This is a genomic window from Brevibacillus fulvus (assembly GCF_016908525.1).
In the GTDB taxonomy this organism is placed as follows: domain Bacteria; phylum Bacillota; class Bacilli; order Brevibacillales; family Brevibacillaceae; genus Brevibacillus_G; species Brevibacillus_G fulvus.
In genome coordinates this window covers 165,101-177,339 of the sequence record NZ_JAFBEB010000001.1, presented here as the reverse complement: position 1 = coordinate 177,339, position 12,239 = coordinate 165,101, and the positions used below count along the sequence as shown (strand labels likewise).

Here is a 12,239-nt window from a genome sequence, read left to right as displayed (position 1 = left end):
TTTATCCTTGCCTCCATTTTTCCGCTTCGTCTATGTTCATCCCCAGCTGAGCGAGTCCAATCGCTTGGCGGTTGCAACTGTCCGAATCGCCCATTTGTTCCCGTCTCCGTTCCATCAGACGTATGAGAAATCGGAATAGAGTACGATAATATCAGCTTATGGGAAACGCTGACAGTACCAATGTAAAAAGACATTGGCCGAGTTGAGCCAATGTCTTTTTATAAAAGTGCTTTCCCAAACTTCGAACCTTTGATTGCGCCGCTTAGCTCACTTTATGCTCAATCCGCAGCTTATCCGCCACCATCGCGATAAATTCGGAGTTGGTGGGTTTCGCTTTCGTATTGGAAATGGTGTAGCCGAACAGATTGGAGATCGAATCAATGTTGCCGCGGGACCAGGCTACTTCGATCGCATGACGGATCGCCCGCTCCACCCGGCTGGCGGTGGTGTTGAACTTCTTCGCGATGTCCGGATAGAGCACTTTTGTGATCGAACCAAGCAGCTCTACATCGTTGTAAACCATCGTGATCGCTTCCCGGAGATACAAATAGCCTTTGATATGAGCAGGAACGCCGATTTCATGGATAATATTGGTGATGCTCGCATCCAGATTTCGTCCTTTGATCGCCAAGTTGTTCCCCGGTTTTACCTGACTGGACACAAACGATGAATTGGCAGTGGGGCTGATGTTCATTTGACGAATCCGTTGCGCCAGGATCTCCATGTCAAACGGTTTCAATATGTAGTACGACGCTCCCAATTCGACTGCTTTTTTGGTGATTTCCTCTTGGCCAAAAGCAGTCAGCATAATAATCTTCGGTTGCGGAGACAGGCGCATCGTTTGCATTTGTTCCAGAACAGCCAATCCATCCAAATGAGGCATAATAATATCCAGAATCAAAATATCCGGAATACGTTCCTCCAGCAATCGAATGACATCGTTACCATTATAGGCAATGCCGACAACTTGCATGTCATGTTGACTGTTAATATATTCCTCTAACAGACTCACAAATTCCCGATTGTCATCTGCCAACAAAACCTCGATCTTACTCAAATTATTTCCTCCTTACAATCCTGTTCGCTTATGGGATAAATGCATGTTCGTAAAAGCTCTCAGATGCGGCATGGTTTCCGGTTTTTGTTCTCAAAAATTATTCGACAACAGCATGTTAGTTCCTGCCAATGACGAAAGATTGAATGATTTTTCCGATATTTCGACAATGTTTTGGTTTTCTTTTCCCTTTTCGGCCGCTTCTGTCTGTCCTACTCGACAAAAAAGGCCGTTCTGCGCAAGAACGGCCTGTTTGTTTGCTTTAGGCAACTTTTCCTTTTTGCAACGGAAAGGAAGGTGAGCTCGAACGAACCGGGACTCCGGCATCCTGCAGCATCCATTCGATGTAACAGCCATAGCCGGAAGTCGGATCATTGACGAATACATGGGTAACTGCTCCCACAAGCTTGCCGTTTTGGATGATTGGACTTCCGCTCATCCCTTGCACGATGCCGCCTGTCTTCTGCAGCAACCGTTTGTCCGTCACTTTGATGACCATTCCTTTTGTCGCGGGAAAATGCTGTTTGACAACATTGACAATCTCAATGGAAAACTCCTCGACTTTCTGTCCATCGACAACGGTTAAAATCTTGGCCGGTCCTTCCTGCACTTGTTCCGCCAACGCAATAGGAATAGGTTCGGAATATAGACTTCTGTTCGGTTTTTCCTTCATCTTGCCAAAAATGCCAAACGGGGTGTTCTTGGTTATGGAGCCGAGAATTTGATTTTCGTTATAAAACCGAGCAAACTTCTCACCTGGATTGCCGCTTTCCCCTTTTTCGATTGAGGTCACGCTTGCCTGTACAATCTGTCCATCCCCAACGTTAATTGCTTGTCCGGTATCCACATCGGAAATCACATGGCCAAGGGCGCCAAACGCTCCTGACTTCGGCTCATAAAAGGTCAGTGTGCCGACACCGGCTGCGGAATCGCGGATATACAAGCCCATCCGGTATTCCTTGTCTTTCGTATCTTTGGCAGGAGTCAACGAGAGTGACAATTTCTCCTTGCCCCGCACGACCAACAGTTGAATCGGTTCCTTTTTCGCTCCAGCCTCATTGACGACTTTTTTCACATCGCTCATGTCATTGATAAACAGATCATTCATTTTGATAATGGTGTCGCCTACATTGACACCAGCTCGTTCACCGGGTGAGTACTTTTCCGCTCCCGTGTTGACCAGATGATGGCCCACCACTAAGACGCCGGCTGTCTGCAGTTTGACACCGATTGACTGTCCGCCGGGCACAACGCGCAAATCTGGCAATACATTGACTTTGACCGCTTTCAACGGAATGCTTCCCCATTTGAGGGCCAGCTCAGCGTGTCCGGCTTTTTTCGGTTGAACCGACAGCGGCTTACTGAGATCAACCTTTACTTCCCGCGCCTCCACACCATTTACTTTTACGATCTCCGGGTTGCTGTTGACCAGAGTCCCCATGACCGGGACGGATACTTGCAGCTGTTGTAAGGACCCCTCGAGTAAGCGAAGCTCATGCGGAAACGAAGACAGGTCACGAAAGGGGGTTGAACTGACAATTAGCGCTGTGATGAGCAAAAGAAAAGCGCCCATCCACTTTTTTCTCTGTTGATGGATCACCAGCAATCACTCCTACGTTCCCTACCTACACCTACTGCTACACCTCCAACTTGCGTATCTATAATGTTACCGAGGGCAACTCGGATTATTACGGAAAAAAAGCTGTCAAAGTAAATTGACAGCTTTTCTCCCTTTTGCCAGTTGAAGCATTTCCCTGGCATGTTCTTTTGTTTTCTCGGTGATCTCCGTACCGCTCAGCATCCGAGACAATTCCACGACGCGCTCTTCTTCCGGCAACAGCGTAACGGTGGTCATCGTCGTATCGGCCGTAGCTTCCTTTTTAATCGTAAAGTGGGCGTCGGCAAGCGCCGCCACCTGCGGCAAATGCGTAATGCACAATACTTGACGGTTCTTCGCGACCCGGGCCAATTTTTCGGCGATCGCTTGCGCAGCCCGGCCGCTCACTCCCGTATCCACCTCGTCAAAAATGAGCGTTTCGACCTGCTCCGCATCTGCGAGAATCGTCTTGATCGCCAACATGACCCGTGACAGCTCGCCGCCAGAGGCGATTTTGGCCAACGGACGCAGCGGTTCGCCCGGATTGGGAGAGATCAGAAATTCGATCTGGTCCATCCCGTTGGCGTCAATTCGCCGTTTGACCCCTTCAATTTCGATCCCCTGTTCGTCGGCAATTTGTCGGACCTCGATGGCAAAGCGGGCTCGCTCCATATGCAATTCCTTCAACTGGGTTTCGATCGCTTCGGCCAACTCGCTCGCCAGCTGTTTGCGCAGTGCGCTCAGCTCCAGCGCCTCCACTGCCAAATCTGCGGCAAGTTCACGAACCCGCTCCTCAAGTTGCAGCAGCCTGCTGTCATATTGTTGGATCTCTTCCAGTTCATCCTGAATCGTCGCAGCGTATTCCAAAATGTCGTCCACGCTTTTTCCGTACTTTCGTTTCAGGCTTTGAATCTGGTCAAGGCGCCGCTCGACCTCCGCCAGCTGTTGCGGGTCAAAATCGAGACGGCCGGCGAATTGGCGAAGTTGATGCACTGCATCATCCACTTGGTAATAGGCATTTTGGATCGTTTCCACCAACGGCGCCAAATTTTCGTCATACTGCAGCAGCCGTTCCAATTCGCTCATCGCATGTCCGAGCCAGTCGAGGCCGCGTCCGTCGCCGTACAAGGACCGGTAGGCATCCTGAATCCCTTCGTACACTTTCTCGTAATTGGCCCATTTTTTTCGCTGGTTCAACAGCTTTTCGTCTTCACCCGGCTGCAGTTTCGCTTCTTCGATCTCATTCAACTGATAGCTGAGCAAATCGATGCGCTGTACCAATTCCCGCTCATTTCGCGACATCCGTTCCCAATCTTGCCGGTTTTTTCGATAGGCGGCATACAAGGCAGCATACTCTGCTTTGGTTCGGGCCAACTGTTGTTCGCCAAAGGCGTCAAGCCAGTCGATATGTTTCTCCGCTTGCATGAGCAAATGGGTGTCGTGCTGGCCGTGAACGGTGACCAGCCAAGGTCCAAGCTCGCGCAACATAGCCAATGTAACCAGTTGGCCATTGATCCGGATGATGCTTTTCCCCTGCGCCGATATATCGCGTCTCACCACGAGCACGCCGTCCTGTTCCACCTGTACGCCAAACCCTTCGCAAATTTGCAACGCCGGATGGCTGGCGGGAAGTTCAAACAAGCCTTCCACTTCCGCCCGTTTCTCTCCATAGCGGACGAAGTCGGCGGATGATCGATCTCCCAGCAAAATGCCCAATGCATCAATAATGATCGACTTACCGGCTCCGGTTTCACCTGTTAAAATATTTAAACCTTGACGGAACGAAATGGTCACTTCTTTGATTATCGCAAAATTGCGGATGGAAAGTTCGACTAACATTCTGAAACCACCTTTATAGCATGTCCGTAAAACGCTGTACCACTTCTGCCCCTGCATCCTTGGAACGGCAGATGATCAAGATCGTGTCGTCGCCTGAAACGGTGCCCATCACCTCTGGCCATTGCGCACTGTCAATCAGGGCAGCCACCGCGTTGGCATTCCCCGGCAATGTTTTCAATACGATCAAGTTTTCCGCATAATCAATCGAAACGAAACTGTCCAGCAAGATTCGCTTCATTTTTTGTACAGGGTTAAACTTTTGCTCAACAGGCAGTGAATATTTATAACGTCCATCTGGCAATGGCACTTTGATTAAATGGAGTTCCTTGATGTCACGGGACACCGTCGCCTGCGTCACATTAAACCCGGCCGCCCGCAAGCGGTCAACCAGTTCATCCTGCGTCTCCACTTCATAATTGGCAATAATTTCGCGGATTCGAATGTGGCGTTGCCCTTTATTCATTGATTTTACTCCCATTCACCTTGAAGTTTTGTGCGAATTGCTTCAAAAAAGCTGCCTTTTTTCAGTTTGATCAACGGCGTAACGTAGGGCGATTTGGAAATAAAAATTTGATCTCCCCCTTGCAGTCTGTAGCCAAATTGACCATCGATGGACAGCCCCATCTCATTATGGACCGCATCCACCTCAATCCGGATCACTTGCTCGGCGGAAAAAACCATCGGTCGTGCGGTCAACGAATGGGGCGCAACTGGAGTCAGCAGCAAAGCCGGGACGTTGGGAGCGACAATCGGCCCTCCGGCGGACAGGGAATAAGCTGTCGAACCAGTCGGACTGGAGACAATTACGCCATCCCCATTATAAGTAGCGACATAGTCGTCATCCAAATAAATTTCGCACTGGATAATTCGGCAAAAGGACCCTTTCGCAATCCCAATGTCGTTCATTGCTGTGTAAACGCCTAATATATCACCATCTCGAACCAGTTTTGCTTCCAGCATACTCCTGTGTTCGATCACGAACTTCTCAGACAAAAGGTTATCGACTGCTTCCGGCAAATTGTCCGGTTCCGCTTCAGACAGGAAACCAAGCGTCCCCAAATTGATGCCGAAAATCGGCAAAGAACAACCGGCCAATCTCCTGGCAATGCCCAATAACGTGCCATCGCCGCCCAATACACACGCAAATTGGGCGTTTTGGCATAATTGTTCAAGGGTGGCCGCAATCTCCGGCCGGCCAAGATCAGCGGCGATATTTTCCTCCAGCAGGACTGTGGCCCCTTTTTGCTCCAATAAATACAGCAATTCTCTGGCTACAATTCGCGTTTCCGGTTTACCTTTGTTTGCAACTATCCCTATCGTTTTCACTTTGCCACCCCAACTCTGGTTGGAATCTTATTCAATTATACAACTTCTCTTGCATAAAGAAAAAGCCCCGGTTTTCACCGGAGCCTTTTTGTCCCTTCCCGCTTCAAGGACGCAACTCCTGATGGGCCGTCCGTACGACTGCTTCCATCTGTTTCAACCACTCATCAGGAGCCATTCCTTGGTTGGCAGAACCTTTGCCAAGGTGCAGTAAAAACTCGATGTTCCCCTCTCCGCCGGTAATTGGCGAATAGCTGACGCCCTTGATCTCATAGCCGATCGTCGCCGCAAATCCGGCAATATCCTGGAGCACATCGAGATGAACGTCCGGATCGCGAATAATCCCGTTTTTGCCCACTCGTTCCCGCCCTGCTTCAAACTGCGGTTTCACCAGAGCGACCACATCGCCGTTCTCTTTCAAAAAGCGGTAGAGCACTGGCAGAATGATTTTCAGCGAAATGAAAGAGACGTCGATCGAAGCGGCATCCGGCATTTCATGAGGAAACTCCGCCGGATCGAGGTGGCGGAAATTAGTCCGTTCCATAACGACAACTCGTTCATCTTGGCGCAGCGACCAGGCCAACTGCCCGTATCCGACATCAATCGCATAGACCCGTCTGGCGCCGTGCTGCAAGGCACAATCGGTAAATCCACCGGTTGATGAGCCAATATCCATCATCACTTTGCCATTCAAGTCAATCCCGAATGTTTTCAACGCTTTTTCCAACTTGAGCCCGCCGCGGCTGACATAAGGATGCACCTCGCCTTTGACCGTCAACGCTACATCCTCGGCAAACTTCGTTCCCGGCTTGTCACAGCGTTCACCGGCAACCAGCACGAGTCCAGCCATCACCGCCGCTTTCGCTTTTTCTCTGGTTTCATAGAAACCGCGTTCTACCAGCAATACGTCTAGTCGTTCCTTTTTCATGCCGTTTATGCCCTCTGTTTCGTTACAGGTAATATCGCACGAACGCTGGCCGCGATTCGTTCGGCAGTCAAGCCCACTTCCTGCCGCTGTTCCTTGACGCTGCCATGTTCGACGAAGTAGTCCGGTATGCCGATTGTTTCCACCGGTACCGTATGATAACCATTGCGCGCGTAAAACTCCAGAACGGCGCTGCCAAAGCCGCCGCTGACCGCTCCTTCTTCAACGGTAATGATCTCATACCCTTCCTTGGCCAACCGCAGCAACAGTTCTTCATCAAGCGGTTTGCAAAACCGCGCATTGACCAGCATCGGAAAAATCCCTTCGCTGTTCAGCTGATTTACGGCTTGTTCGGCCAGTTCGAAGACATGTCCGAAGGAGAGGATCGCGACCCCCGTCCCTTCTTTGACAATTTCCGCCTTGCCGATCGGCAGGACGTGCATTTCTTCATCCATCTTTACGCCGGTAATGTTCAGCCGCGGATAGCGGAAGGAGATCGGGCCGTCATCATACGCCATCGCCGTTTGCATCATGTGCTGCAGCTCGTTTTCGTCTTTCGGCGCCATGATCACCATATTGGGGATTGCCCGCATGAAGGCAATGTCGTAAACCCCCTGATGGGTTTCCCCATCCGCGCCAACCAGGCCTGCGCGGTCGACCGCGAACACGACATTCAGCTTTTGCCGGGCCACATCATGAATCAACTGGTCGTAAGCGCGCTGCAAAAAAGTGGAGTAGACGGCAAAGACCGGTTTTAGTCCTTGTGTGGCCAGTCCGGCAGCAAATGTGCAGGCATGCTGCTCGGCAATGCCGACATCAAACAGCCGATCCGGAAACCGTTCGCCAAATTTGAGCAAACCAGAGCCGGCCGGCATCGCCGGGGTAACCGCCACAATCCGTTTGTCCTGCTCGGCCAACCGAATCATCGTATCGGCAAAAACCGAAGTATACGTCGGTGCCGACTTGGCAGATTCCCCTGACTCGATCTTGTAAGTGCCGATCCCGTGCCATTTGACCGAATCCGCTTCCGCCGGAGCATAGCCTTTTCCTTTTTTCGTGATGGCATGAATCAATACCGGACCGTTGGTTTGCGAAGCGGTACGCAATGCCGCCAACAACAGTTCGATATTATGCCCGTCGATCGGACCGATATAAGTCAGTCCCAATTCTTCAAACAAAACGCCGGACACCAGCAAATACTTCAGACTGTCTTTGATTCTTTCCGCAAAATGGGCCAGTTTGCCGCCGACCGCCGGAATCGATTTCAACAGACTTTCCAGTTCATCCTTGGCACGCTGATAATTGTTCGCTGAACGTAGTTTGCCCAAATAGTTATGCAAAGCACCGACATTTGGCGCAATCGACATTTCGTTGTCATTTAACACGACAATCAGCTTTTTCTTCTCGTGTCCGATGTGATTCAATGCTTCCAAGGCCATGCCGCCGGTCAGGGCACCATCCCCGATTACGGCAACCACGTTGTGTTTTTCGCCTTTCAAATCGCGGGCCGTGGCCATCCCCATCGCCGCTGACAGCGAGGTGCTGCTGTGTCCAGTCTCCCATACGTCATGCGGACTTTCACTCATCTTGGGGAATCCGCACAATCCCTTGTATTGGCGTAAAGTCGGAAACAAATCGCGACGTCCCGTCAAGATTTTATGTACGTACGCTTGGTGTCCAACGTCCCAAATCAACTTGTCCACCGGACTGTCAAACAGGTAGTGCAAGGCGACGGTTAATTCAACAACCCCGAGGTTGGGCGCAAGATGCCCACCCGTCTTGGCCAAATTCTCCACGAGAAACGAGCGGATTTCACTTGCCAGTTTATTTAACTGCGGAATCGTCAACTTTTTTAAATCTTTCGGGCTATTGATGTTTGCAAGCAACACGTAACCCCTCGCTTTCATCAATATCAGACTCTTGCAGCACTATTTTGATTACTTTTGCACTGGTGCTTGCTTCATTATAAACGTTTCCATACTAAAACTCCACTTTCCAACGAAAAAAGAAGTCCATCTTCAACAAAAATCCCCATTTCAGCCAAATTGTGCCAATGGGGATTTGCCTTTTTTTCTATTTTTTTCGTTTCATCACATATTCTGCTAATGGGAGCAGAGCGGAATGTTCCAGTCCGATTTCCGCCAACGCTGCCTTTGCTTCCGCGATCAGCGCATCCAGCTTCCGCTTTGATTCCTCCATTCCGACCAAAGCAGGGTAGGTGGCCTTTTGCCGCTGTTCGTCGCTGCCAACCGCTTTTCCGAGCAAGCTGGCATCCCCTTCCACATTCAAAATATCGTCTTGAATCTGAAAAGCCAGCCCGATAGCCATCGCGTAGCGGGTCAGCGCCGCCAATTGTGGAGGTGTCGCATCGGCCAGATAGCCCCCGCCGCGCAATGCCGCCACCAGCAAATCGCCGGTTTTGTGGCGATGTATGTACTCCAACTCGGTCAGGCTGAGCGTTCGTCCTTCCCCTTCGATATCGGCCATTTGCCCGCCGACCATGCCGGTGGAACCGGCACGTTTGCCCAGTTCGGCGATTAATTGCACCGCCACTTCCGCTGACACTTCGGGATGCCGCCAATAAGCTTCGGCAATCAAAGCAAAGGCGCGGGTCAGCAAAGCGTCCCCGGCCAATATTGCCGTGGCCTCGCCGAATACTTTATGGTTGGTCGGTTTGCCTCTGCGCAAATCGTCGTCATCCATCGCCGGCAGGTCGTCATGGATTAACGAATATGTGTGGATCATCTCCAGCGCAACCGCATACGGGATGCCCTTTTCGAGCGGCTGATCGAACGCTTCCAGCACAGCGAGAACGAGGATCGGGCGCAAGCGCTTTCCCCCTGCCATCAACGAATAGGCCATCGATTCGTACAGGTGTGGAGGAACGCCATCCCGCTCCAAAAACGCCGGCAATTTCTCTTCGATATAGCTGATTTTTTCCCGAAGGTATGTTTCAATCGACGCTTGCATCAGACTTCCCCTTCCGGACGAAATGGCTTTTGCTTCAATTGGCCGTCCTCTTCCAGCAGTTGCGTGATTTGCGCTTCGATCGCTTCCAGTTTCAAACCGCAGATGCGGGACAGCTTCATTCCCTCTTGATAGAGCATAATTGCTTCTTCCAGCGGGATGTCGCCCGATTCCAGCCGATTGACCACTTCTTCCAGCCGTTTCATTGCCTCTTCAAAGGTAAGTTCCGTTTCCGTCTCATTTTTCTTGCGAGCCATTTGGTTTATCCTCCCGCGTAATTTCTGCTACTCTTGTATCCACGGTGCCATCTTGCAAGCGAATGACAAGCGGCTGTCCCACCGTAACTTGCTTCACCGATTTGACCAGTTCCCCCTCGCGATACACAAGGGAAAAGCCGCGCTGCATCACTTTTAGCGGGCTGAGTGCATCAAGCTGGGCGATTTTGGCGATCAATGCCAGCTCTGCCTGGTTGACCTGTGTCTGCATCGTTTTTTGCAGGCGCTCCTGCAAGCGAACGATCTGCTCTCTTCGCTCATTCACCTTTTGTCCGATCCGGAAGCGTTCCACTCGCTGATGCACCAGCGTCAGCTGTTCCCGGCGGCGATTGAGCAACATCCGCATGGCAGCGGCCAATTCCATTTGCAGCTTGTCCAGACGCTCCCGGGTCTCCTCAAAACGGCGCAGCGGTTGGCGCAACACATAAGACTGGCGCAAACGCTGCAAGCGATTGCGCTGGTCGGCCAATTGGTTCTGCACGGAGCGGCGAAGCCGGCTGTCCAGATCTTTGACCCGCTCCTGCAATTCCAAATAGTGCGGAACAGCCAGCTCTGCTGCCGCCGTCGGTGTAGCCGCGCGAACGTCTGCCACAAAATCGGCGATGGTAAAATCGGTCTCGTGGCCAACGGCAGAAATCACCGGGATGCGTGAGCTGGCAATGGCCCTTGCCACCTGCTCATCATTAAACGCCCACAATTCCTCAATTGATCCGCCTCCGCGGCCGACGATCAGCACATCGATGTCCATTTGCCGGTTCAACAAGCTGATCGCGGATATAATCGAGGAAGGAGCCTCAGTCCCCTGTACGATTGCCGGAGCGATTACGACAGCTGCCTGGGGAAAACGGCGCCTGATCGTGGTACAAATGTCGCGGATCGCTGCTCCCGTCGGCGAGGTTACGACGCCGACCCGCTTGGGAAAGCGCGGCAATGGACGCTTGCGCTCCGTGGCAAATAGCCCTTCTGCCGCCAGCTTTGCTTTTAGCTGCTCAAACGCCAAATAAAGCGAGCCGATGCCATCCGGCTGCATCTCCCGCGCATACAGCTGATATGTGCCATCCCGCTCAAAGGCAGAAATGGAACCTCGCACAATCGCTTTGGTCCCATCCTTCGGCATAAACTTCAAAAAGCGATTGTAGCTGGCAAACATGACGACGCGAAGCCGTGATTCCTTATCCTTTAACGTAAAATACATATGGCCGCTCGAGTGATGAACAAAGTTGGAAATTTCCCCGCGAATCCAAATGTCCGCCAGGCGTTCCTCGCGTTCCAGCACTTGTTTGACCACTCTGTTCAATTGGCTGACCGACCAAATTTCTTCGGATCTCATCTCATCACTTCACTTTACAGATTTGCCAGTCTCTTCGCCGCCTTGACTGTGTTTTGCAGCAACATCGTAATCGTCATCGGACCGACACCGCCAGGGACAGGGGTCAGATAACCTGCTATCTCTTTGACCTCATCAAATTTGACATCGCCAACCAGTTTCCCGCTTTCAATCCGGTTGACACCGACATCGATGACAACCGCTCCCGGCGCGACGTGCTCTTTGCCGATAACATGCGGTTTGCCGATCGCGACAACGAGAATGTCGGCCTGTCGGGTCAGCTCCTGCAGATTTCGGGTACGGGAATGACAGATCGTAACCGTGGCATTTTCACGCAACAACAGGGACGAAACCGGTTTGCCGACAATATTGCTTCGCCCGATCACCACCGCATGTTTGCCGCTGATCTCTGTACCCGTGCGCTTGATCAGCTCGATAATCCCATACGGCGTGCATGGCAGCAAAGTATCATTGCCGATGACCATATTGCCGATATTCACCGGGTGAAATCCATCGACATCCTTCGCTGGATCAATGGCCTCAATGACCGCTTCTTCCGCAATGTGCGGCGGCAAAGGCAATTGCACCAAAATCCCATGAACGTTCGGATTTTCATTCAGTTCCGCGATTTTCGCCAACAGCTCGTCCTGACTGATCGTGTCCGGGTAACGAATCACTTCCGAGCTGATGCCGATCTCCTGGCTGCCTTTTTCTTTCCCTTTGACATAGGAGTGAGAAGCAGGATCGTCTCCGATCAAAATGACGGTCAGATGGGGAGTTAACCCCTTGTTTTTCAATTCCGCCACTTCTTTGGCCAGTTCCTCGCGAATTTGTTTGGCTGTCTCTTTCCCGTCGATAACGATAGCACTCATCAAAAAATCCCCCCTGGCTAATCAACATACCTTTAAGTGTAGCGGTCGAAACTTTCGATG

The 12,239-nt window shown here is 51.4% G+C and carries 11 protein-coding genes; all 11 read right to left on the bottom strand.

Translation table 11 applies throughout. From position 1 onward, the window contains the following. Positions 1–262 precede the first annotated feature (262 nt). The 11 genes from spo0A to folD all read right to left on the bottom strand — a co-directional run bounded on the left by spo0A (position 263) and on the right by folD (position 12,179). On the bottom strand, positions 263–1,057 hold the full coding sequence (gene spo0A / locus JOD01_RS00960) for a sporulation transcription factor Spo0A (RefSeq protein WP_204516346.1): 795 nt from the start codon (positions 1,055–1,057) through the stop codon (positions 263–265). Positions 1,058–1,316: 259 nt separating this feature from the next. Next, a complete protein-coding gene (spoIVB, locus tag JOD01_RS00955; protein ID WP_239565148.1) occupies positions 1,317–2,627 on the bottom strand; it encodes a SpoIVB peptidase in 1,311 nt (436 codons plus the stop codon). A gap of 132 nt (positions 2,628–2,759) precedes the next feature. Next, the gene (gene recN, locus JOD01_RS00950; RefSeq protein WP_204516344.1) at positions 2,760–4,490 is read right to left on the bottom strand and encodes a DNA repair protein RecN; all 1,731 of its coding nucleotides are present in this window, start codon (positions 4,488–4,490) and stop codon (positions 2,760–2,762) included. A gap of 13 nt (positions 4,491–4,503) precedes the next feature. Further along, positions 4,504–4,953, bottom strand: coding sequence for a transcriptional regulator AhrC/ArgR (gene ahrC, locus JOD01_RS00945; protein ID WP_204516343.1), 450 nt, complete (start codon positions 4,951–4,953; stop codon positions 4,504–4,506). Positions 4,954–4,958: 5 nt separating this feature from the next. Beyond that, complete coding sequence (locus tag JOD01_RS00940) at positions 4,959–5,816, bottom strand: NAD(+)/NADH kinase (protein ID WP_204516342.1); 858 nt, start codon at positions 5,814–5,816, stop codon at positions 4,959–4,961. A gap of 103 nt (positions 5,817–5,919) precedes the next feature. Then, positions 5,920–6,741 (bottom strand): TlyA family RNA methyltransferase, encoded by an 822-nt coding sequence (locus JOD01_RS00935; protein ID WP_204516341.1) that lies wholly within the window; start codon positions 6,739–6,741, stop codon positions 5,920–5,922. A 5-nt stretch (positions 6,742–6,746) separates the two neighbouring features. Then, positions 6,747–8,627: a 1-deoxy-D-xylulose-5-phosphate synthase gene (gene dxs / locus JOD01_RS00930; RefSeq protein ID WP_204516805.1), complete on the bottom strand. Its 1,881-nt coding sequence runs from the start codon at positions 8,625–8,627 to the stop codon at positions 6,747–6,749. Between the two features lie 184 nt (positions 8,628–8,811). Further along, on the bottom strand, positions 8,812–9,708 hold the full coding sequence (locus JOD01_RS00925) for a polyprenyl synthetase family protein (protein WP_204516340.1): 897 nt from the start codon (positions 9,706–9,708) through the stop codon (positions 8,812–8,814). Further along, the gene (gene xseB, locus JOD01_RS00920) at positions 9,708–9,962 is read right to left on the bottom strand and encodes an exodeoxyribonuclease VII small subunit (protein WP_204516339.1); all 255 of its coding nucleotides are present in this window, start codon (positions 9,960–9,962) and stop codon (positions 9,708–9,710) included. Before xseB ends, JOD01_RS00925 begins: the two co-directional genes overlap by 1 nt. Then, entirely contained in the window at positions 9,943–11,310 is a 1,368-nt protein-coding gene (xseA, locus tag JOD01_RS00915) for an exodeoxyribonuclease VII large subunit (RefSeq protein WP_204516338.1), read from the bottom strand. Before xseA ends, xseB begins: the two co-directional genes overlap by 20 nt. Before the next feature lie 14 nt (positions 11,311–11,324). Next, positions 11,325–12,179, bottom strand: a complete 855-nt coding sequence (folD, locus tag JOD01_RS00910) for a bifunctional methylenetetrahydrofolate dehydrogenase/methenyltetrahydrofolate cyclohydrolase FolD (RefSeq protein ID WP_204516337.1) — start codon at positions 12,177–12,179, stop codon at positions 11,325–11,327. Positions 12,180–12,239 lie beyond the last annotated feature (60 nt).